This is a genomic window from Desulfurococcus sp. (genome assembly GCF_038881575.1).
GTDB lineage: Archaea > Thermoproteota > Thermoprotei_A > Sulfolobales > Desulfurococcaceae > Desulfurococcus.
In genome coordinates this window covers 168,126-189,046 of the sequence record NZ_JAVZPN010000003.1, presented here as the reverse complement: position 1 = coordinate 189,046, position 20,921 = coordinate 168,126, and the positions used below count along the sequence as shown (strand labels likewise).

The following is a 20,921-nucleotide window of genomic DNA, read 5'->3' as shown; positions in this document are numbered from 1 at the left end:
GCTAGCTGTTTTTCCTAGACCTCTGATACTCTTCTATCATCCTCAATATTCTCTCATGTCTCTCCAACTCGATTAACTCATCTATTTTACGCCAGAGCTCGTTAGCCTTCTCAATGACTCCTTTTTCAACTATGACATAATCTCCTAGGTCATATATGATCTCCGGTTTCACCACCGGGATCCTCTCCTTTAACGGGTCGACTGCCACCACGGGTGAAACAATGAAGCCCCTTCCACTAGTTAAGATGTCCTTTAGCTCGCTTGATACCTCTAATACTTTCTCCATGTAGACACCGCGGTTAACTAGCACCCCCTCCCTACGCATTGTACTCACTTTTGGTATCATTACTAGGTCTCCGCGACCCAGCTTAACTACATGTTCCTCCAGTTGCAACAGCTTCTCATATAGCTCCCTAATAACATTGTCCTTGTCCTCTATTTTCCTCCTTAAGGCTTCCAGCTCGTTTTGTAAAGCACTTATCTTTCTCTCGTAATCCTCTATCCCTGGCTTCCTAGAGCGCGTGAGTTTCAGCTCTAATTCTAGATCTTTTATATACAGGTCTTTTCTCTCTATTTCATCGAGTAGTTTCCGGACTAGTGCCTCCAACGTGTTCACTTTCTCACTTAACTTCTCGCATACAGGTGTAGTGGTTGGTTTCATCTTCTCCTCTACTACTGGGGAGCTCTTAGGAATACTTCTTTTAAAGTGTTCCTCGAGAACCTCTGAGAAGGGTTTGCCCTTGATTATCTCGGCTATAAGCTGGTACTTATCTACTTTTTTCACGTTAGCGAGCTTCGATTTCACTTCTTCAATAGTGGCTTTATAATTATTATACGCCTTCACAGCAGCTGCCAAGGCATCCCTAGTATGTGAGTCAGGTATGTTGACCATGTATTTCTCCGAGTATTCCCTAGCTATCCTGTTTTTCTCATCGATAGTTATATCTTGCTCGGGAACGTAAAGCACCGCGTTAAGCATTGATGCAAGCTTCACAACCGTTTCAGGCGGTTTTGAAACATCCGTCGCAACTACTACAGGTTTACCAATCCTGCTTATCAAGTTAACTATTTCATCCCTATCAGGGCTCTTCATACTGGTTATGAGTACTGGTTCCCCATCTAGCGTAAGAACTGAGACACCTATACTCATACCTGGATCCACGCCGACTATCACAGGTTTCCTGGCTTGATCACTCACTGGCCCTATTGGCTTCCTGCTCGCATACGGCTTAATAATTATCTTAACATTCTTGTACTTTAAAGGCTTTATTAAACCATACAGGCTTTCCCTTGGAGCATAAACTATGAACACGCTTTTCTCAAGACCTCCCTTACTCCTCTTTATCACCATATCATAGTCGAGCTTGCTCTCATCCAGGATACGCTTTATCTCCTTTGTTGCTTGAGCGATACTGGCCCTTATACACCTCAGGAATCTATCCCGGCTCATACCACCCTGTGTTACACTTCTCCCCTTTGTAACAACTATCCTGGTTTTCTCGGCAAATAACCTGACCTCATAACCTATACCCTTATAGGCTGCCAATGCATTTACATAGGCTGTCTTCAAAGGCGTCTCAACCACCGTATCTATCCCTAGCTCCCTTGCCACACTATTCACATCTCTTGCATCATTCGGCGGCCCTGTCACCTGGACCACTTTAACATTTCCAGGGAGCAACTCAAATATCCTTCTCAACTCATTCTCAGAAGAGGCTAATTCATATATGTTGTCAACGGCTATAATATCAACATGGTACTCCAATACTAGTCTAAGCAACCTATATAACTCAACGTCCTCGAAGGAGGCGATAATCTCTCCATCCCTTAACACCACGGCTGAGTAGAGGGGCTGCCTTCTACTATTCGGCGATGAACCAGGTTGTATATCCACGCCGATTACTGTGACGACTATGGTATCACCTAGGTAGTTACTTAGCTTAAAACATCTATTTATACCCGATCCCACGGGGTTCAGGTCTGATATAAATTCAATGTCATCCCTTCATCTCTCTTCCCCTGGATTCCTTCTTGGATCTGCACCCGGCTTGGGGGCGTTCAAGGCGACCCCTAGAGCACCCCACATCTCGAGCATCTTAGGGGGCCTTCAGTCCCTTACCCAGGCATTCACGCTATGTTATTTACCATTAGTTCATAAGCTTTTATGTAGCAATAGAAACAACATCAACTCTTATAAACCCGTATGAAAACCAAAACAATAGCCAAAGACTCCCGTAGATCCCCCTACAACTGAAAGCCTCGTCCTTTAGGGCGGGGAGGAGGTCAATTAACCAACTGACACTATTCTATTATAGATCGCCATGTGATCAATGTTCAACCCATACACCTTATTGAAGAACCTCACCACATATTCAACATCCCTCCTCAACAATTGTAACGCATGGGGTTCCTCCCTGTAGACATATTGAGGCCAGTCTATTACATAGGGCTTCTCATCGCTTACCGTTACGATTATATTGTACTCGCTTAAATCCCCGTGTACAATACCGGCTTCCCTGTATGCTTTACTAATAGTATCAATGATATATTCGAGAACCTGTTCGGGCTTCCTAAGCTCAGGGCGTTTATAAAGCTCTACGCCTTCAATGTACTCTGTGACAATTACATGTCTATTGTAGCCCAGGGGAACCGGTACAAGTGCGTTTATCGAGGAGAGGGTTTTCAATGCTTTGAACTCTCTCTCAGCAGCCAGCTTCGACTCCTCATACCATGTGGTTGAAACCCTGTTGCTACTCCAAGATCTTAGTAGCCTCGTACGTTGGAAGCTGGTTCTCCCGATCCTAAGTACCTTGACCACTACCTTTAAACCGCCTGGTGCAAGCCCTATGTATATTTCACTCTCCTTGCCAACCCCTATTTTATTTCCTAGTGCCTCAAGTATGTTCTTGTTGACCAGGGCCCTGAAAGCCAGCATATCATAGCCTATATATGTTAACCTATACGCCTTATAGCCTGTTATAGTCTTCCTCTTAACTAACCCAAGCTCATGGAGCTTGCCAAGTACTAGGATTACCTCTCCTTCATGCAGGCCACTGATCCTCTCTATGGTCTCTAGGGCAACATATTCCATTCCTCTTGAAATCCCCTTTTCGATGGCTGCGAGAACCTTGAAGTCCCTGTCTGTGAGCGACTTATATATTTCACCGGGGAGCAAGATTAACCACTTCCATGGATTAATTTAAGTGTATTGATAAACTTATCAAGGTGTTCCCGGATCACATGCGGCATTACGACCACTCGTAAAGCATGCAGGGATGGCGACTTGTACACGTATATCCCTTTCTCAGCTAAAAGCTTGAACAGCTCAATATAGCTGTATCTCAGGGACCTAAACACATTTATAGGCAGGATCGGCTTGAATACTACTAGCTCAGGGATATTTTTCAAGCCATTATACAGGTAATACGAGTTCTCCATCATTCTAACCGCGTTCTCCTCATAGCCCTTGATACCCATTGCCATAAAGACGGCTGCTGAAGCAACAACAGCTCCACCAGGCCTCGTGCCAAGGAGCCCGCAGGATTTACCAAGCGGCATATACTCCATATCAAAGCATGCCTGCTCAAGGAAACCACGGTTGGAGAAGAAGAGGAGGCCCGAGGGTATTGGCGCACACCCATTCTTATGCATGTCGACGCTTAGGCTTGATACCCCTGGGAACATCCGTAAATCCACGGCAATATACCCCCTCCTATATAGGAATGGTATTAGGAGGCCGCCATAAGCAGCGTCGACGTGTAGGTAGACACCATATTTTTCAGCTAATTCCCCGGCTTCCTTAACCGGGTCGATGACACCTGCCTCCGTAGTGCCAGCTGTTACGACTACCGCGAAAGGCTTATATAATCTGATATACTCCTCCAAGATCGCTGGGTCAACTGGCTTCAATGGATCAACGGGTATCTTTACCAGTTTACAACCCATTAGAAGGCATGCCTTATCTATGGATCTATGGATGCTTGATGGCGCAACCACTATATTCTCCTTGCCCTTGTTCACTCTTTTACCAACATAGAGCGCCATGATATTTGATTCTGTGCCACCCGAGGTATACATACCGTGCTCAACATCAAATAACCCTCCGATTCCTTTAACAATGATCTCTTCAGCTTCTTTAACAATAGGGAAGACCATGGGATCATTACCATTTATATGAATGAATCTGAGAAAAGCCTCAACACCTAATTCATGCGGCATAGTCGTCATTGAACCAAGTATCGAGCCCTCTAAGTGGTTGGGGGTCTTAGAAAAAGCCTTCTCCAACCATTCTCTAGCCTTATTAATATCACCAATATACATCTATTACTCATCATCCCCAGTTCATTTACTTCATGAAGAGTCTCTCATATTGTTTTAGATACTCGGTACTTATGGATACATCTATAAAGAGCTTCCTAGCTCTCTCCACGTCTTCAACCTCTATCCTGCTTGCTCCCCTTTCCTCTGCAATTATTCTAGCTGGCTCAAGTAGTTGTACAGCGTATCTTAGACTTGTCTTACTACCTATTTCGACAAGTTTCTCTAGAGCCTCATTAGATAAAGCTATCTCTTCCTCGCTGGCACGTATCTTGATGATCTCCCTGATCTCATCAGGTGTGTAAGGCCGTGTAGGTATTATTAGTAATCTATCCAGTAAGTCTAATGGCATGCCATGAGGCGACTCTATGTCCGTACCCCGTATCCTTGCAATACCTCTATTGGTTGCCAGGATAAGTATCGGGGCGAACTCGCTCTCCATAGCTCTTGTCAGAAAGCTGAATGATTCTATATCTAGCATATGTGCGTCATCTATGAAGAGTACACCGGGGAGTAATTCAGCTTTTTTCTCATCGATCCACTTCTTCACTGTTTCATCTACTTGGCGCCTTACTTCTGAAGGTATCTCTCTTTCAAAGGTTAACCCGAAGAAGCTGATCACGCTTCTCTGTGCAGCGTATATCATGTCAAGATCATACAGGGTTAACACGTTTACTATTTCCTTTTCCTTCCTCACAGGCCCCTTGGGTATTTCGACAATCCTCTTAGTCTCAACATCATATGTTCTAGCACCCTCTACCTCCCTGGTGCGTCCAACCCTGTGGACTCTACCTGTTTCAGCATCAATCCATATTACGTCGCCTTTACGTATACCCATCTCGAGGAGCTGCTGGGTTACTTCCTCAGGCACTGTTAAAGTTAACTCTTCATCCTTCGTGGCTAGAACCACCCTTGCCTCTACTGGGACTGTTAGATAAGGCACCATTGGGTGTCTCGCTCTACGTATCTTCAACTCCTTTACAACGCCTTCATAGACTTTTCTAATCTCCCTGAGCTTTATTCCAAGCGACTTCCTTAGGGCCTCCATGAGTACCTCGGTCTTTTTCTTTTCTGTACTATATATCTCGCTACCACTCATTATGACAAATGGTGTTTCCTCACCAAGCTCCCTGGCTATTGCCACAGCTATGGCTGTCTTACCTGTGCCGGGTGGCCCTACCAACAGTATCCCTCTTCCAGCTATTCTCCCCTCCCTAATCATCTTGACAACTATGCCGGCGGCCTCCCTAGCCTCCGTCTGTCCTACTAAACCATCACCGATTATTTTAGCCCTGCCTTTTTCATCCAAACCTAACCCGGTGATATGACTGTGTGCACTTATCCTTCTACGAACAGGTGCTTCAACACGTATACCACTCATCCCATACCACCTTGGCTGATCATCTAACTTAAGCTGGTTAAACCTCTACGGAGCAGCATGGATTATCATAGTATAATTAATTATGCAAGAGGGATTTTTAACTAGCTTTCTTAGTATCATCTCTCTACATATACTTATACTATCAATGAATCGACTCCTCGATACCACCGGCTACGGTGGATACGAGAGCTCGTTATACTACTTTACAACCGAAAGCCTTCAGGACGGAGGAGGCCAGATAACCAAGTGGAACTAAGACATGATCATCTTAGATGAACTAGGATAGCGGTGGCTCAGCGCCGCTGAAGTCTTCATAGACCCCAGCCCCTAAGGCCTCGTCTTTTCTTCCTCATCATCACTTATAGAATAATGATCTAGGGCATGGTTATTATACTCCCCGATAAAAAATAAAAATCAGGGCTGAAACTAGTATGCCGTTCACACCTTACCATCTCGGCCCTGGTCTATGTCTAGGTTTACCACTTAGAAGAGTCATTCATGCGCCTACTTTTATTCTCGCAAACATTCTTCCTGATATTGAACCATTCCTGGTATTGGTTTTCAATCTTAAATACCCTTTACACGGGTACTTGCATTCGCTTCTAGTAGCTATATTAATAGGGGGGATCTTCGGTTATGCAATGTACGTTATTGAGGAGTTTATGCAGCCACTTTATAAGCTTCTACTGCTTGAAGCCCATGAAACCCTAGGATCCTGGCCCTTCATTGCTGCTGGTTCTCTTGGAGCATTACTACATGTCTTACTGGACGCCCCATTATATAGTGATATAAAACCATTTTATCCATTAATGGTAAACCCTTTATACAATCCCTTGCTTGCCTCACATATATATACTACATGTTCTTTAATGTTGATTACTGGACTAATATATTACATTGGGCTAGCTGCGAAAACCGTGTTTACAAGATGAAAAAGTAGCATCTATCATACTTTATAATGATAATGCCGATTAGCCATAATGCATTAACCTGATTCCTTCCGTCCTGAAGAGCGGGATCTTCATTCGTAGTTGACTTATATGCTGATCGGTGGATTAAGCTATTTAATCCCCTATTATTATTTTGATCCCAAATAGTAAACACGTATAAGTGAGCCAGAGTGAACCCGGTCTTTGAAACAGTTTCAAAGGAGATAAGCATTCTTGTAAATAGACTCAGAGATCTCAAGGTACCTGAATACCGTGTTTCAAGGATTGAGGAGATGATTAAAGCGCTCAACTCCACTAGAACCCCGCAGATAGTTGCAAGAGATCTCTTTAACACGTATGCCGGCTTCATATCACTAGTGAAAGAGCTTGAATCCGGGTTAGATAAAGGGGTTGATGAATTAGAAATATATGTTTTCCTGGATAAAATCGAGGAAAAGCTGGCTGAGTTCATCAATATCACTAGAAAATCCTATATCAGGGAGAAGATACAGCTCTCACTCCCATTATTAATGACCACGGTTTCATTTGCCTTATTCATTGTGATAGACCCAGTTATCCCGGATATTGTATCCCTCGGCTTCTCCATCTTGAGTATGCCTATCTTCTATTTCAATTCAACACTAGGCTTGTTAAGTGTTGTAACTAATATAGTTTTAAACATTATGCTATCCATCTACCTCAACGAGCTAAGGCTTGACATATTATTCCTAGAGGTAATAATTGCTTTTTCGGCAGTGCTCCACATATACATTATTAGGGAGTCCTCGAGTATAAGATACATAGACCAGGTAGTTAAATCCCTTAAGGCTGTCGACACTCTTGTAGCATCCTATATTAAACCCATGGATGCCAGCACCGTGTCAAGCCTATTAAACACTATTCAGTCACATTATAGCGCTGATAAAATAGCTGAATTATTCAGGTATAAGGCCGTCGTTATGCTAATGAATGGCTATAGTATTGAAGAGGTTGAAAAAAGCTTGTTCAGAGCCAGCCCTGAGAAACAAGGAGCCTGACTACTCAGTTAATGGTCATTTGGAAACAAATCAGCTTTATATTGCTTTTTAACTAGTTAAAACATATTTGAGGCAATAATCGTTTATGGTGGTTTGAGGCATGCCAAAGGAGAAGAAGGATACTGGTCAACAATCCACTGGTGCTGAGAAAGGTAAGGAGATAAAAATAGTAACAAAGCATGTGGTGACGCCAAGCGATCTTGAGAAGAATCCTAGGGCGGTTAAACTACTCTATATAATATCGCTAAGCAATGGAATAAGTGAGAAAGCCTTAATGAGCCTCCTATACTTAATGAAGCAGAATGGATATGATCTAGGCTACTCCTTTACCCTTTTAACTCAGTCGCCAACCAGTAGGGATGTCTTGAATGAGTTAACGATGTTAAAGTATCTGGGTTTCGTGGAAGTAGGGGTGAATAAGAAGCTGATCATATCTAGTGCAGGCAAAGAGTTCCTGGAGGCGCATTTAAATATAGTGGGCGGTGACGCCGAAACCATTAAGAAGCTATTCAGTGATTTAAAGCCTAAGATACAGCCCCTCGATGTCGAGGTAGATGTAAAAACCAAGAGAAAACTATAGGCACATTATATGGTTGGAGAAACACCTCTCCTAGTTTCTTTTTCCTCTTTCTCGAATGCAAATAATGGATTCAGCGCGTTTTCCTCCGCTAGTTTTCTTAGATGCTCACTGAACTTGCTGGTGTGCTCGATATCTAGCTCTATTAACTCGTAGAGTATAACCCTTAGCTTAGACCATAGTTCAACCAGCATCTCCCTAGGCATATGGCTGGTTATCATGGGATCTTTTAACCACTGGTCGAACGCCTCAATAGTCTTCCCCATGTGTTGGAAAGCTAGCCTTGAAAGAGTGATCAACGCCAGTCTATCCAGCTCCTTATAATTCTGCTCAGCCTTCTCAAACATCTCTTTTACCATGCTCTGCCTTTTCACCCATGACTCTAAGTTACTGAAAAATCCATCCATTCCAATTCACCCTTATCATTTTCAAGGTATTAATGCTACTTTATACTTTACTATTCCATATAATCAAGCAGATAATGCAAAACAGGTTTAATTATTCATTAATACTTTTACCTCATAGCCCTTAAAGACATAGAAAGACATAAACTGGTACAGAAAGCCACATGCTAATGTTTCTGCCCGCGATCCCTGTGTCGATGAATTATGAAATCGATGTAATTCTACTGGGGGCACTCAATCTGAGGGATTAATTAAAATATTAAGAGAATGGGGTATAATTAAAATCTCTTGAAGAGGATACAGCAGATAATGGGAAGGAGTAGTGGGTAAGCCTGTGACTATAGAAATAGGTGTTGATGAAGCCGGAAGAGGACCATTTATAGGAGACATGGTGATAGCTGGTGTAATTGGTTTAAGTAGCACGTTTGAATCACTGGTTTCTATAGGATTAAGAGATAGCAAGCTCCTCGAACCCTTGAAGAGGCTTACAATATTAAATAACATGCTCTCGCTGGACATAGATATTGTTGCAACATATGTAAGCCCTATCCACATAGACAGAAGTAACATGAATATACTTGAATACACCGCGATATGTAGTATCCTTAAGTATCTATCTTACAGCCATATCCTAAGACAACACCAGGGTGCCGAGGTAAGGATATATATTGATGAAGTGAAGGGCTACAATGATAAAATAGGGGAGTGTGCTAGAGGACTGTACAAGGGTAATGTAGAAATATTCATTGAATCCAAGGCAGACGCAAAATACCCGGCTGTTTCTGCTGCAAGCGTAGTAGCGAAAATACTCAGGGACAGCAATATTAAGGCGCTACAAGTAATAGCGGGTGAAACGGGCTCCGGGTACCCTGGCGATCCAGTCTCTAGGAGATGGCTTGCTAATATGTATAGAGATGGTGAACCCCCTGTATACATCAGGAGAAGCTGGGGCATAGTGAGGGATCTAGCCCCCAGCTGGTACGTTAGTAAACAGGTGAAGCATGGTAAAAAGGAGAAATCCTTACTAGACTATATTAGAAGGGGAGTAACCTATGGTAACCAATCTACCAGCGGAAGCAAAGGCTAAATGGCTAAAGGTAATGGAGGCTAAAACACCAGAGGAAAAGATAAAGGCGCTAGAGGACTTCTTATCCAGTGTGCCCAAGCATAAGGGCACGGAGAAACTAAGACTTTGGGCGACTAGAAGACTTGCTGAACTCAGGGAAGAGATTGAGGAGAAAAAGAAAAGGAAGACCGGTAGAGGCGTCTCATTCTTCATCGAGAAGGAGGGGGATGTCCAAGTGGTTGTTGTGGGTCCTCCTAACACTGGTAAAAGCATGCTGGTTAATAGGTTAACCGGGGCTAGAACCATTATTGCTGACTACCCTTACTCCACTACGTATCCGGTACCAGGCATGCTTAAATATAGGGATATATACATACAATTAATTGACACCCCTCCATTAAGCAGGGACAGTATTTTCACGAATAGGGTTATCGGCCTCGCTAGAAACGCCGATGGCCTTCTAATAATCCTGGATGCAACAATGGATCCCAGGGCTGAATTCAACGAGGTTAAGGAAATACTTAGGGAGTACGGTATAATACTTTCAAAGCCAGCCGGTAGAGTAGTTATCGAGGTATTCAGGAGTGGAAAACATGGGTTAAGGTTTACGTTGATGGGGAGATTACTCAATGCAACACTTGATGATGTACGTAAGCTACTCGAGGAGTACAGGATATATAATGCACATGTAAAAATATATGGGGAAGTCACATTAGATGATGTGGAACAGGCATTATTCGAGAATACAGCCTATAAGCCTGCTATAGTATATATTAATAAAGCCGACCTGGTGAAAGACATCGATACCGTTATAAAGGCTTTCACGAGTTCATGTAATCTACCTATATTATACGGCTCCGCTATGACCGGGCTGGGCCTTGACAAAATAGGTGAAGCATTATTCAACCAGCTTGAACTAATCCGGATATACACGAAGTCGCCTAATACACCTCCATCCGAGAAGCCGCTTGTACTTCGAAAAGGCGCTACTATACGCGATGTCGCTGAAAGCATACATAGGGACTTTGTGAAGAACTTTCTCTACGCGAGGATATGGGGTAAATCTGTTAAATACCCTGGTGAAAAAGTAGGCCTTGAACACATCGTCGAGGACGGGGATATCGTGGAAATACATATCCGCGGCTAGCTAATCCTTAATTCGAGAGCTGGAGATCATCACTCATTAGACATCGCATTCCCTAAGAGGTATGTTGAGCCTGGTAAGCAGTGTCGATAACACATTAAGAGAGCCCCTCTGATCACATATAAACGCCTCCACCGGGGTATACAGGGTTATCAGCCTTAGAGAATCCTCCTCGGGGCATCGTTTATTCAACACTATTAGTTCAATACCCCTCCACCTCTTTAAAACACCTGCTTCACGGAGGAGTTTAATGCTCTCCCTATCAGTTACTATTATCTTATCACCTCTTGCAATTGCATCCTCCACGAATTCAACTACCGGCTTACATGGCTTCTCAATGGATAAAACTATCATTGCCAGGATCCTCATGGAGTAGATGTAGAAACCAGGTTTTTATATTTCAAGGAATACAGTTTATAATAGGGCTAGTTTAACTATAGGGGTTTACCATGATAAATGATCTTGCCGAGTTTCTTAAGAGGTATGGTTTCACACCAGTTGTTTACGATAACGTAATTCGCGTCTTTGACGAGGAGCTCCCAGTATACCTTGAGATAAAACTAGACACCGGGAAAATCTATACATCTATAGGTTTCACGAATGAATTGAGAGAGGTTTTTGATGAGATATCAGCAAGCGGGGAGGACGTGGAGGAAGCCGTGGATGAGGCATTAAGCCGTTTAAACGAGTGTGCCCTCCTAGTTAAGAAATGGGCTGAGTCGAGAAAACTTATAACTATCTTTAAGTTAAGAGAGGGTAGTGCCGAGTTATTATCTCTCTTAGAGGAATATATAGAGGGGTTAAATGAATGAGCGATCCCCGGAGACTTTTCGGAACCGATGGAGTCAGGGGAGTTGTAAACGAAGACTTAAACCCGGAATTTATACTGAGACTCGGGCTAGCAATAGGCTCCTACTTTGATAAAGGCTCCAGGGTACTTATTGGAATGGATTCAAGGGCTGGGGGCGAGATAATTAAGGGCATTGTTTCAGCAGCACTAATGTCAACAGGTGTAAAGGTATATGATGCTGGATTCACTCCCACCCCAGCCCTTCAATACGTTGTCAAATCTAATGGCTTTGATGGAGGAGTCATGATTACAGCTAGCCATAACCCTCCTGAATATAACGGGATAAAGGTGATCGGCCCCCACGGAATCGAGATCGATAGGGATGAAGAGAGAAAGATAGAAGAGATATATTGGGAAAGCAACTTCAGGAGGGTTAACTGGAGTAATCTACCATATAGTGTAGAGAAGTATAAGATGGTTAACGAGGAATACGTGAAAGCTGTGTTAAGCCATATAGACAAGGACCTTATTAGAGCCAAGAACTATAGGGTACTCATAGATCCAGCTAATAGTGTTGGCGCATTAACAACGCCGCTAATAGTTAAGGAACTAGGTGTAAAACCAATTGTAATTAATGGAACACTAGATCCCTTATTCCCTGGGAGAAACCCTGAGCCAACGGTTGAAAACCTGGCTGAAACAGCAAAGGTAACAAGGGAGTTAGGAGTCGCACTCGGTATCGCACATGACGCTGATGCCGATAGAGCTATAATAATAGATGAAAAAGGCATTGTCAACTGGGGAGATCGAACAGCAACGCTTCTAGCTAAATATCTGAAAGAGGAGAAGGGATTAAGTGGGAAGGTCTATACCGCTGTATCATCCAGCATAATGGTGGAGGAGGTTTTGAAACCCCTCAACATAGAGGTTACCTGGCTTAAAGTGGGTAGTGTCGATATAGCTCACACTATGAGAAGGAATGATGATGCCTTATGTGGATTCGAGGAGAACGGTGGATTCATGTATCCACCACACCAATATGTACGTGATGGAGGGATGACAACTGCATTATTTCTCGAGATGATGGCTAGGTACAATGCATCAGCATCACAATTATTCGATAAGCTGCCAAAGTATTATACCTTGAAAAAGAAGTATAGGATGGATCGTGAGAAGGCTTTAAGAGTGGTTGAACTAGTTAAAGAAGCGTTTAAGGATAAACGGTTGATAACGATCGATGGTGTAAAAGTCATCTCATCCGATTACTGGTTACTGGTGCGGCCAAGCGGTACTGAACCATTGCTCCGAGTAATGATCGAGGCTAAGGATATTGAACGATTAAATGAGATATCATCATCAATTGATTCAATAATAAGGGAGGTGGTAGGTAAGTGATGAGGTATTGGGGGCTAGATGTCCTAGTATGCGTGCACTGCAAACACCACCCATTAGAGATCACAGTGATAGAATCCGAGACCCAAGAAATAAACACAGAAAATATTGAGGTACCAGTGTGCAAGGATTACTGTGGATACCTCAAGGAGAAAATAGATAGGAACAAGGTTTACCCTTGCCAGGAATGCCTCAGGATAGGTATTAAGACAGCAGTACTATATTGTACCAGCTGTGGAAGATGGTACCCTGTTAAAAACGGGATAGTCTACATGCTGACAGACAATAGGAGAAACCTTTCAAGCGATAAAGAATTCCTAAAGCTCCACATGGACAAGATACCTGAACACATATTGAAACATGGTAAACCAGTAAACTTAGAAATGAATAGGGAAGAAGTAAATAAGTAAAAAGGTCTTTTGGTTAAAACTCATTTCTGCCTAGGGCATACATAGTCTAATTGGTATTTACCTCTCTCCATTAGTCGATCCCATAAACGCTCTACAACCCTGTGAACGTATTCTACTGTTTTTTCCTCATCAACCCTGGTTAGCCTATGGTTCCTCAATATTATTCTACCATTAACTATCACGGTGTCAACGTCTTTACTGCTGAAAGCATTAATTATATGCCCTAGAACAGTCTGTGAGTTAACCGGTGTTGAAGGCGTCTCAGGTCTTAATAATACTATATCGGCTTTCCTCCCCTTCTCTATACTCCCTAATTCTTTTTCTACGTGAAACATTTTCGCTACGTTTATGGTTGACATCTCGAATACCTGGAGAGGTGTGAGTATCCTAGGATCCCTGTTCCATAGTTTATGGATGAGGTATGTTGCCCTCATGTTCTCGAATTGATCAAAGACATAGCCATCATTACCTATTCCAACATTTATCCCCAGCCTAAGCATTTCAGGTACCCTGGCTACTCCGACAGCGTTCAACATATTGCTTAAGGGGTTGTGAGCTACATGCGCCCCTGTCTCCTTTATAATGTAGAGCTCGTCCTCCGTGACGTTAACAGAGTGCACCAGGTGGACGTCGTCTCTGAGGAATCCAAGCTTCTTCATTCTCTCAACTGGCCTTACCCCGTACCTCTCTATATTATGGTAGACATCTACTAATCCCTCGGCTGTGTGTATTGCTATTAAGGCTCTATGCTTATCCGCTATTTCGCGGGCCATTCTAAATAATTCATCGGTAACGGTGAAGCTTGCATGAAGATAAACAGCTCCCTTCACCAGCTTGCTGGGATCACTATTATTTTTCATAATGAATCTCTCATTCTCCTTTAACCCCTTGATCCCTTCCTCTATGCTTCTCCTCTGCGTTGCTTCATAGGATATTATCCCTCTTATCCCGACTTCACTAACCCCTTTCTCAATATAGTCTAAGACCCCGTTGATCGCGTTTGGACTACTAATGTTATCGAAGAAATTAGTCACACCCGACTTAGCGAACAATATTGAACCCATGAGGGCTGAAGCATAGGCATCTTCATACGTTAACTCGACATCTAGGGCCCACCATATTCTCTGGAGGTTCTGCTGGAAATCCGTGGGAGGCTCTATCTTAGAGAACCATGGACTCCCCGTCAAAAGGAGTCCGTAGAAGTGGGTGTGTGCACACATTAACCCAGGTATGGCTATCATGCCACGACTATTTATTGTTTCCTCACCGATATACTTATCGGTTCCATCTCCTGCTCCAACATCAACTATTCGATCACCTCTAATAGCGATGTATCCATGGTCTATGATACGTCGCTCATTATTCATTGTTACAACTAGAACATTTGACACCAGTACGTCAACTTTTTCCCTCAAGGAATACCCTCCACTTCTTTGATTTAATATTACCTTAGCTAAGTAAATAAATTTAAGTCGAAACATCGGAATAGCTATACTTAGGGATATCCCTCTTTATTTTGACCTATTAGAGGATAACTCGGCCATAGATGAGAGGTAGGTGGCTATTACTATTAGTCCTCCCCCGATTACTTTATATGGTTCAATTTCCTCCAACCCTATCGCCAGCGAGAAGAGTAGAGCAAAAACTGGTTCAAGCAGGAATATTAGTGCAGCTGTTAGAGGGGAAACATATCTCTGACCCCATACCTGGAAAAAAGTTGCCAGAACCGAGCAGGCTACGGCGAGATAAGTTATATAAATCAAAGCCTCAATGCCTACAGCTCCTCCGAGAATTAATGCAAAGGGATATGTGAGCGCGCCCGGTAAGAACATGCCATACAATATCTCTATTATACTAGAGGATCCATAGCGGGAAACCAGGATTATCTGGGCTGCCCAGGCAATAGACCCCATGAAAATAAGGAGTACACCTATGGTTAACCCACCGCTGGGAGAGGTTAACACATATAGGCCGGAGAGCGCTAAAAGAAGGGCTATACCATCTATTAAACCATAATTCCTTTCAACGAGTGCAACATATAGGTGGACATGTACAGAGTTAAGCCCGGTTATGAAGGCGCTGAGAGACGGTGTTGTATATACTGTTCCAGCTGCTTGAAGAAATAAGCCAAGGAAATACGTTATGCCCACGATGAACCCCTTATATAGGCTGTTAATGGATAGTACTCCCCTATACATCCTCAATAATATAATCGGTGTCAACAATATTACTGCGATAAATGATCTGAGAGATGCGTAAGTTAAAGGAGATACGTCTGTTACCGATAACTTAATGAATGAGAAGGATGAACCCCAAAGTATAGTTGTAACCACCAACGATACCACGCCAGTAACTCTCTTATTCATGGAGACACCTGTAAGTCTGCTCTAAGTTGATTAAGAGACATCGTATTTTCACATAATAAATTACAGGATATGAAACGCATTTAATTTAAAGTATTAATCAAGTAGGTAGAATAAGAGATAGGAGAAAAAGGATATGGTTCTTTAAAACCAACTATGGACATGATTAGTCAGGTATTATTCTCGTACCAGCATTCCCCTTTAACGCTTCATAAGCCTGCTTCAAATGAGCTATTACAGCCATCTTACCCCCGTTTTGGACGAATCTTATCCCGGCAAGTATTTTTGGACCCATGCTCCCTGGCTTGAAGTGTCCTTCCCTATAGTATTTTAATGCCTCGCTAACCTTCACCACGTCAAGGGGTTTAGCACTCGGTGTTCCATAGTTTAGAAATGCTTTCTCGACATCTGTTAATATTAATAATACATCTGCCCTCAACGCTGAGGCCATTCTCTCCGCGCCAAGATCCTTATCTATCACAGCCTCTAATCCATGCAATAAGCTGTTTTCATCCCTGTATACAGGTATTCCCCCGCCTCCATCAGCTATCACGATGAATCCCTGTTCAACTAGCATCTTAATGGCATCTATCTCAATCTGGCCCATGGGATCTGGGGACGGCACAACCCTCCTATATCCGCCGCGTGGATCTGGTTTAAATACCCAGCCAAGTTCTCTCGATAATTTTTCAGCTTCCTCCTTGCTATACCATGGACCTATGTACTTTGTTGGATCATTGAAGGCTGGATCATTCCTATCTACAAGCGTCTGTGTGATAATGGTTAATACTCCCCTTACCTTGGAGCCAAGTAGCTTCTTCTCTACTAGCTTATTATATAAGGCCTGCTGTAGCATGTAGCCAAGCCATCCCTGACTCATGGCGCCGGCTACATCAAGGGGCATCGGTGGTATGTTCTTCTCCTTTAATCCTAGGCTCATCCATTCCGCGATTATACCTACTTGTGGACCATTGCCATGCGTCACTACGACACTATAGTTTTCCTCGATGAGTCTCGCTATAAGTTCTGCGGCAGTATAGGCATTTCTCCAATAGTCCTCGGCCACGCCTCTGTCTCCTTTGGTCTGGAATGCGTTTCCTCCTAACGCTATTACTATTGTATCCAATCCTTTCTTCATATAGATCTCACTCTCCAACGATATAATTAATATTAGTTTCGTAGGAAGCGTTTTAAATCTTGACAGTTGGTGGGACAACAACATTATAAAATTTATTTATTAAAATCAATATATCCCACTAATTTTTAAGGCCTTGAAACATAAAACTAATAACAGGGGTTGGAAATGCTCGAGACATTGAACTTAGTGGTCGAGGTAAACAATAAAATAGTCATTAACGATGTAAGCATTAAGGTGGAAACAGGAAACATCACCGCCCTCATGGGCCCTAATGGTAGTGGCAAAACATCCCTGGTATACGCGATAATGGGGCATCCATACTATAGGATCCTTAAAGGGAGTATATTAATAGATGGCTTAGATTATACATTTAAGCCTACACACGAGAGAGCCCTAGCCGGCCTATTTCTCGTGTTTCAAAACCCAATTGAGCTCCCAGGTGTATCGCTTGAATCATTAATAAGGAGTGCAGTAAATAAGAGGCTGGGTAAAAACGACCTATTAGAGCACGTGCCAGGATTACCCGAAAGGATACTCGGGGAGGCAAAGCTTATTGGGTTGAAAGACGAGCTAATCGCTAGGGATTTAAACATTGGTTTCAGTGGTGGTGAGAGAAAAAGAAGCGAGATACTTCAAGCCAGGGTTCTAAGGCCGAAGTACTTGATCCTCGACGAGCCCGATAGCGGCCTCGATGTCGACGGAGTTCGAATAATTGCTGACTACATTAAGGAGGTAGCATACTCTAATGGCGGGGTACTACTTGTAACACATAACCCTACCCTACTAAGTTACGTTGAACCCAGCATCATCTATGTCATGCTGGATGGGAGGATAGTTGCGGAGGGCGGGTTAGAAATAGCTGATAAAATAGCTAGGGAGGGATACAACTGGTTGAGGTAAAGTAGTATGGCTATCGAGCTATCTAAGGGTCTTGAACACCGTGAGATCGAGCCTGTTGAATACAGAAAGGAAATAGAGATCAAGGGCAGACTATCTAGAAGTATTGTAGAGGAGATCTCAAGAGTGAAAAAAGAACCAGAATGGATGAGGCTTTATAGGCTTAAGGCACTGGAGGCATTTGAAAAACTCCCTTCGCCTAGATGGCTTCCTTGGATTGAGAGCATAGACCTCGATGAGATAGCTTCATACTATGTTAAACCAGTAGCTTCAACAGTAAGCAATTTCGATGAACTACCCAGCGAGATCCGTAGAATATACGAGAGGCTTGGATTACCTGAGACGTACGCCAAGTACCTGGCTGGGCTTTCAACCGTACTCGATAGTGAAAACATATATACTGTAATGAAGGACTTACTCAAGGAGCTCGGGGTAATAATGCTTCCTATGGAGGAGGCAGTCCAGAAATACCCAGACATCGTTAAGAAATACTTTGGTAGGGTATTCCCGTACACAGACCACAAGTTTGCCGCGCTGCATCATGCCCTCTGGAGTGGTGGAGTATTCGTCTATGTCCCGAGAGGCGTTAAAGTACCCTACCCGGTTGAAGCATTTTTCTTCATTGGAAGCGAGCTAGAGGGGCAGTTCGAGCACACAATTGTAGTTGGCGATGAGGGGAGCGAGATAACATTCATTGAGGGTTGTAGCGCGCCAAGACTGAAGAGGCATAGCTTCCATGATGGTATGGTTGAGCTCTATGCTCATAAGGGATCCAGGATAAACTTTGTAACGGTTCAGAACTGGAGCAGGAACATAGTGAATTTCAATAATAAGAGAGGTATTGCGGAGGATGGAGCCATTATAGAATGGGTTGAGGGAAGCATAGGTAGTAAAATAACCGTGACATATCCGTCTACGATATTAAAGGGGAGGGGCTCGAAGACGACGAGCACCGTGATAGGTATAAGTAATGGTAATGTGGTTAAGGACACCGGGTCGAAGATTATTCATGCCGCACCCTATACTAGTAGCAGGATAATATCCAAGAGTATTAGCAGTAATGGGGGAATAAATATATATAGAGGACTAGTACAGGTGAACAAGGGAGCCCTCAATGTAAAGAGCTATACGCAATGCGACAGCCTTATACTCGACGATAAGAGCTCTAGTAGTACATATCCGATAGAACACATTATGGAGAAGGATGCTGAAGTCGCTCATGAAGCAACTACGTTCAGGATAACTGAGGATCAGTTATTCTACATGGCTTCTAGGGGTCTAAGCGAGAAGGAAGCCGTCTCGCTCATAGTACTCGGATTTGTTAGGGACATTTTTCCGAAGCTACCATTCGAGTATGTATCGATGTTGACGAAGGTTATACAGTTAGAATTCAAGGAGATCGGAGGGGTTGGATAATGGCTAAGACGGCTGCAAGAGGGGTGGGGGACTCACCAACCATTAAAAAATACATTGATAAATCCCCGCTTGAAGAACTTGTTCGGAGAGCATTAAACAGGGAAGCCCCTGTCACTAACATATTAATTAAAGACTTGAGCACCGATGTATTTATTGATCCGCTTCCACCAAGTGGTAACATAGGGTTTAAATCAATCCCGGTAATCACAGTGTCCCAGGGCTTCTACAGGGTTCGAAGCACTGGTGGAGTATTTGATGTAAATGTAGAGGACTCTGAGGATGACGTGATAGCTGTAGGGTATATAGAGCTGATCTTAGAGGGTTCAGGTCTCACGATTCTAAGAATACCGGAGAATCCCGCACATAGAATCATGGGTATAAAAGTAACTGTGGTTAAAGGAGTTGATCACGAGGTACTCTTGATTCATAAATCAGGTAGGAGGGCGATGGATCTCAGCGAAATCATGGTTGAGCAAGGGGATGCAAGCAGGCTAGCCCTCGTAGCATTATTCAACACTGGCTCTATACTACAAGCCAGAGTGGAATCCATTCAGGGTGCTGGCTCATCAATGGGGAAGACTATACTGGTTAACTCTACACAGGGATCACGTGTAGAGGTAGAAGATTACTCATATATAGATAATCCTAGTGCAAGCGTGGAGTCATATATAAGATCTAGACTGGAGGGGGGCTCTATAGCTGTTCTACGTGGCAGAGGCGTAGTCTCCAGGAGGGCATCTGGCTCTAGAATAGTGTATGGCATTGAGTCATTGATTAATGATGCTGAGAGTACAGTATACATGCATCCATTCCTAGATATACATTCCAATAATATAGTGGAGGCCAGACATTACGCTAGGAATTATTTGTTAACCATGGATAAATTATTCTATCTCGAGACAAGAGGGCTGAGACCAGAGGAGGCGGCCATGTTACTGGTACACGGCTTCCTAACAAGAGGACTGAGTAGAACTGCGAGAGAAATTATTTTAAGCAATATCAGCTCTTCTTGAAAACATATATTATTCTATTATTCTCAACGGTTTTAACACTTACTTTATAACCATATCTATTGCCAAGTAGTTGTGCCAAACCCTGGGGTATTATCTCGGGTGTTGTGGTAACCTCCACCTCATCTATGTTTTCCTTTATGATGGATATCAACCTCGACAATGGATTATCACTACATCCACCAGCCTTGGTGAGGTCGAGTTGTAAAACCACTGTAACCACCATTATTCTTCTAACTCCTTTCGACCCTATTAAGAACTACCTTCAGCTGCAACGATAGTTATCTAATGTATTTTATGAGATGCTGCCCACAGCATAAATAATACAAACAATTTCAACATTAAAATATTTATAAGCATCCTTATTGATACTACCTAATCGAGCCCTCTACAGGGGATCTGCATGTCCAAGAAGGGTAAGAAGGAAGAGAAGAAACAGGAGCAAAAACCTGAACAAAAGAAGTAACATCCTGCTTGTTAAATCTCTTGTTTCAATCACACTTTTTTTACCTCACCAACCTTGTTCAACATGATGCGGATTTTCGCCTATCCCCTCAATGAACCTATTCTGTGATCTAGTAGTGGTAAGCTGATTTATTATTGAATTAAACCTCTTCCTTTTAAACTAGCTCGGCTTGGTAAGGGGGTAA

At 43.1% G+C, this 20,921-nt stretch carries 21 protein-coding genes; 11 read left to right on the top strand and 10 right to left on the bottom strand.

What is annotated here, in order from left to right; genetic code table 11:
- Position 1 precedes the first annotated feature (1 nt).
- From QXV08_RS04485 to QXV08_RS04470, 4 genes are all read right to left on the bottom strand, one after another.
- Positions 2–1,969 (bottom strand): DUF460 domain-containing protein, encoded by a 1,968-nt coding sequence (locus QXV08_RS04485; RefSeq protein ID WP_342786428.1) that lies wholly within the window; start codon positions 1,967–1,969, stop codon positions 2–4.
- A 318-nt stretch (positions 1,970–2,287) separates the two neighbouring features.
- Entirely contained in the window at positions 2,288–3,175 is an 888-nt protein-coding gene (locus tag QXV08_RS04480) for an RIO1 family regulatory kinase/ATPase (RefSeq protein ID WP_342786427.1), read from the bottom strand.
- 2 nt (positions 3,176–3,177) lie between these two features.
- Positions 3,178–4,320: an aminotransferase class V-fold PLP-dependent enzyme gene (locus QXV08_RS04475; protein WP_342786426.1), complete on the bottom strand. Its 1,143-nt coding sequence runs from the start codon at positions 4,318–4,320 to the stop codon at positions 3,178–3,180.
- A 25-nt stretch (positions 4,321–4,345) separates the two neighbouring features.
- Positions 4,346–5,698 (bottom strand): RuvB-like helicase, encoded by a 1,353-nt coding sequence (locus QXV08_RS04470; protein ID WP_342786425.1) that lies wholly within the window; start codon positions 5,696–5,698, stop codon positions 4,346–4,348.
- Between the two features lie 431 nt (positions 5,699–6,129).
- Between QXV08_RS04470 and QXV08_RS04465 the strand changes: the two genes are divergently transcribed.
- The 3 genes from QXV08_RS04465 to QXV08_RS04455 all read left to right on the top strand — a co-directional run bounded on the left by QXV08_RS04465 (position 6,130) and on the right by QXV08_RS04455 (position 8,244).
- A complete protein-coding gene (locus QXV08_RS04465) occupies positions 6,130–6,630 on the top strand; it encodes a hydrolase (RefSeq protein WP_342786424.1) in 501 nt (166 codons plus the stop codon).
- A 188-nt stretch (positions 6,631–6,818) separates the two neighbouring features.
- The gene (locus tag QXV08_RS04460; protein WP_342786423.1) at positions 6,819–7,664 is read left to right on the top strand and encodes a hypothetical protein; all 846 of its coding nucleotides are present in this window, start codon (positions 6,819–6,821) and stop codon (positions 7,662–7,664) included.
- Positions 7,665–7,764: 100 nt separating this feature from the next.
- Positions 7,765–8,244, top strand: a complete 480-nt coding sequence (locus QXV08_RS04455; RefSeq protein ID WP_342786422.1) for a hypothetical protein — start codon at positions 7,765–7,767, stop codon at positions 8,242–8,244.
- A gap of 5 nt (positions 8,245–8,249) precedes the next feature.
- Here the strand turns inward: QXV08_RS04455 and QXV08_RS04450 are convergent, their stop codons facing one another.
- Positions 8,250–8,648 carry a DUF2153 domain-containing protein gene (locus tag QXV08_RS04450; protein WP_342786421.1) on the bottom strand — a complete coding sequence of 133 codons (399 nt, stop codon included), beginning with the start codon at positions 8,646–8,648 and terminating at the stop codon, positions 8,250–8,252.
- A 319-nt stretch (positions 8,649–8,967) separates the two neighbouring features.
- Between QXV08_RS04450 and rnhB the strand changes: the two genes are divergently transcribed.
- Together rnhB and QXV08_RS04440 are read left to right on the top strand one after the other, a co-directional pair.
- Complete coding sequence (gene rnhB, locus QXV08_RS04445; RefSeq protein ID WP_342786420.1) at positions 8,968–9,732, top strand: ribonuclease HII; 765 nt, start codon at positions 8,968–8,970, stop codon at positions 9,730–9,732.
- Positions 9,698–10,858: a TGS domain-containing protein gene (locus QXV08_RS04440; RefSeq protein WP_342786419.1), complete on the top strand. Its 1,161-nt coding sequence runs from the start codon at positions 9,698–9,700 to the stop codon at positions 10,856–10,858. Before rnhB ends, QXV08_RS04440 begins: the two co-directional genes overlap by 35 nt.
- Positions 10,859–10,894: 36 nt before the next feature.
- Here the strand turns inward: QXV08_RS04440 and QXV08_RS04435 are convergent, their stop codons facing one another.
- Positions 10,895–11,224, bottom strand: a complete 330-nt coding sequence (locus QXV08_RS04435) for a hypothetical protein (protein ID WP_342786418.1) — start codon at positions 11,222–11,224, stop codon at positions 10,895–10,897.
- Positions 11,225–11,304: 80 nt separating this feature from the next.
- Between QXV08_RS04435 and QXV08_RS04430 the strand changes: the two genes are divergently transcribed.
- The 3 genes from QXV08_RS04430 to QXV08_RS04420 are packed head-to-tail and all read left to right on the top strand — an operon-like array spanning position 11,305 to position 13,447.
- The gene (locus tag QXV08_RS04430) at positions 11,305–11,667 is read left to right on the top strand and encodes a hypothetical protein (protein WP_342786417.1); all 363 of its coding nucleotides are present in this window, start codon (positions 11,305–11,307) and stop codon (positions 11,665–11,667) included.
- Positions 11,664–13,040 (top strand): phosphoglucosamine mutase, encoded by a 1,377-nt coding sequence (gene glmM / locus QXV08_RS04425; RefSeq protein ID WP_342786416.1) that lies wholly within the window; start codon positions 11,664–11,666, stop codon positions 13,038–13,040. The genes QXV08_RS04430 and glmM overlap by 4 nt, the downstream gene beginning before the upstream one ends.
- The gene (locus tag QXV08_RS04420) at positions 13,040–13,447 is read left to right on the top strand and encodes a Trm112 family protein (RefSeq protein ID WP_342786464.1); all 408 of its coding nucleotides are present in this window, start codon (positions 13,040–13,042) and stop codon (positions 13,445–13,447) included. The genes glmM and QXV08_RS04420 overlap by 1 nt, the downstream gene beginning before the upstream one ends.
- Before the next feature lie 20 nt (positions 13,448–13,467).
- On the opposite strand, the gene QXV08_RS04415 is transcribed toward QXV08_RS04420, so the two are convergent.
- From QXV08_RS04415 to arcC, 3 genes are all read right to left on the bottom strand, one after another.
- On the bottom strand, positions 13,468–14,862 hold the full coding sequence (locus tag QXV08_RS04415; RefSeq protein ID WP_342786415.1) for an amidohydrolase family protein: 1,395 nt from the start codon (positions 14,860–14,862) through the stop codon (positions 13,468–13,470).
- A gap of 96 nt (positions 14,863–14,958) precedes the next feature.
- Positions 14,959–15,813, bottom strand: coding sequence for a DMT family transporter (locus QXV08_RS04410; RefSeq protein ID WP_342786414.1), 855 nt, complete (start codon positions 15,811–15,813; stop codon positions 14,959–14,961).
- Between the two features lie 163 nt (positions 15,814–15,976).
- Positions 15,977–16,948 carry a carbamate kinase gene (arcC, locus tag QXV08_RS04405; RefSeq protein WP_342786413.1) on the bottom strand — a complete coding sequence of 324 codons (972 nt, stop codon included), beginning with the start codon at positions 16,946–16,948 and terminating at the stop codon, positions 15,977–15,979.
- Between the two features lie 165 nt (positions 16,949–17,113).
- Between arcC and sufC the strand changes: the two genes are divergently transcribed.
- Genes sufC through QXV08_RS04390 form a run of 3 tightly spaced genes read left to right on the top strand, consistent with a single transcriptional unit; the run spans position 17,114 to position 20,274 of the window.
- The gene (gene sufC / locus QXV08_RS04400; protein WP_342786412.1) at positions 17,114–17,848 is read left to right on the top strand and encodes a Fe-S cluster assembly ATPase SufC; all 735 of its coding nucleotides are present in this window, start codon (positions 17,114–17,116) and stop codon (positions 17,846–17,848) included.
- 6 nt (positions 17,849–17,854) lie between these two features.
- Positions 17,855–19,261 carry a Fe-S cluster assembly protein SufB gene (gene sufB, locus QXV08_RS04395; protein ID WP_342786411.1) on the top strand — a complete coding sequence of 469 codons (1,407 nt, stop codon included), beginning with the start codon at positions 17,855–17,857 and terminating at the stop codon, positions 19,259–19,261.
- Positions 19,261–20,274: a SufD family Fe-S cluster assembly protein gene (locus QXV08_RS04390; protein ID WP_342786410.1), complete on the top strand. Its 1,014-nt coding sequence runs from the start codon at positions 19,261–19,263 to the stop codon at positions 20,272–20,274. Before sufB ends, QXV08_RS04390 begins: the two co-directional genes overlap by 1 nt.
- Here the strand turns inward: QXV08_RS04390 and QXV08_RS04385 are convergent.
- The gene (locus QXV08_RS04385; protein WP_342788174.1) at positions 20,261–20,497 is read right to left on the bottom strand and encodes a hypothetical protein; all 237 of its coding nucleotides are present in this window, start codon (positions 20,495–20,497) and stop codon (positions 20,261–20,263) included. The genes QXV08_RS04390 and QXV08_RS04385 overlap by 14 nt on opposite strands.
- Between the last annotated feature and the right edge of the window lie 424 nt (positions 20,498–20,921).

What these genes read in the sequence shown, in the direction of transcription:
- QXV08_RS04435 (WP_342786418.1), bottom strand. Translation starts at nt 11,224, where the DNA reads ATGAGGATCCTGGCAATGATAGTTTTATCCATTGAGAAGCCATGTAAG.
- sufC (WP_342786412.1), top strand. Translation starts at nt 17,114, where the DNA reads ATGCTCGAGACATTGAACTTAGTGGTCGAGGTAAACAATAAAATAGTC.
- QXV08_RS04465 (WP_342786424.1), top strand. Translation starts at nt 6,130, where the DNA reads ATGCCGTTCACACCTTACCATCTCGGCCCTGGTCTATGTCTAGGTTTA.
- QXV08_RS04410 (WP_342786414.1), bottom strand. Translation starts at nt 15,813, where the DNA reads ATGAATAAGAGAGTTACTGGCGTGGTATCGTTGGTGGTTACAACTATA.
- QXV08_RS04430 (WP_342786417.1), top strand. Translation starts at nt 11,305, where the DNA reads ATGATAAATGATCTTGCCGAGTTTCTTAAGAGGTATGGTTTCACACCA.
- arcC (WP_342786413.1), bottom strand. Translation starts at nt 16,948, where the DNA reads ATGAAGAAAGGATTGGATACAATAGTAATAGCGTTAGGAGGAAACGCA.
- QXV08_RS04385 (WP_342788174.1), bottom strand. Translation starts at nt 20,497, where the DNA reads ATGGTGGTTACAGTGGTTTTACAACTCGACCTCACCAAGGCTGGTGGA.
- sufB (WP_342786411.1), top strand. Translation starts at nt 17,855, where the DNA reads ATGGCTATCGAGCTATCTAAGGGTCTTGAACACCGTGAGATCGAGCCT.
- QXV08_RS04475 (WP_342786426.1), bottom strand. Translation starts at nt 4,320, where the DNA reads ATGTATATTGGTGATATTAATAAGGCTAGAGAATGGTTGGAGAAGGCT.
- QXV08_RS04420 (WP_342786464.1), top strand. Translation starts at nt 13,040, where the DNA reads ATGAGGTATTGGGGGCTAGATGTCCTAGTATGCGTGCACTGCAAACAC.
- QXV08_RS04455 (WP_342786422.1), top strand. Translation starts at nt 7,765, where the DNA reads ATGCCAAAGGAGAAGAAGGATACTGGTCAACAATCCACTGGTGCTGAG.
- glmM (WP_342786416.1), top strand. Translation starts at nt 11,664, where the DNA reads ATGAGCGATCCCCGGAGACTTTTCGGAACCGATGGAGTCAGGGGAGTT.
- QXV08_RS04450 (WP_342786421.1), bottom strand. Translation starts at nt 8,648, where the DNA reads ATGGATGGATTTTTCAGTAACTTAGAGTCATGGGTGAAAAGGCAGAGC.
- QXV08_RS04470 (WP_342786425.1), bottom strand. Translation starts at nt 5,698, where the DNA reads ATGAGTGGTATACGTGTTGAAGCACCTGTTCGTAGAAGGATAAGTGCA.
- QXV08_RS04440 (WP_342786419.1), top strand. Translation starts at nt 9,698, where the DNA reads ATGGTAACCAATCTACCAGCGGAAGCAAAGGCTAAATGGCTAAAGGTA.
- QXV08_RS04390 (WP_342786410.1), top strand. Translation starts at nt 19,261, where the DNA reads ATGGCTAAGACGGCTGCAAGAGGGGTGGGGGACTCACCAACCATTAAA.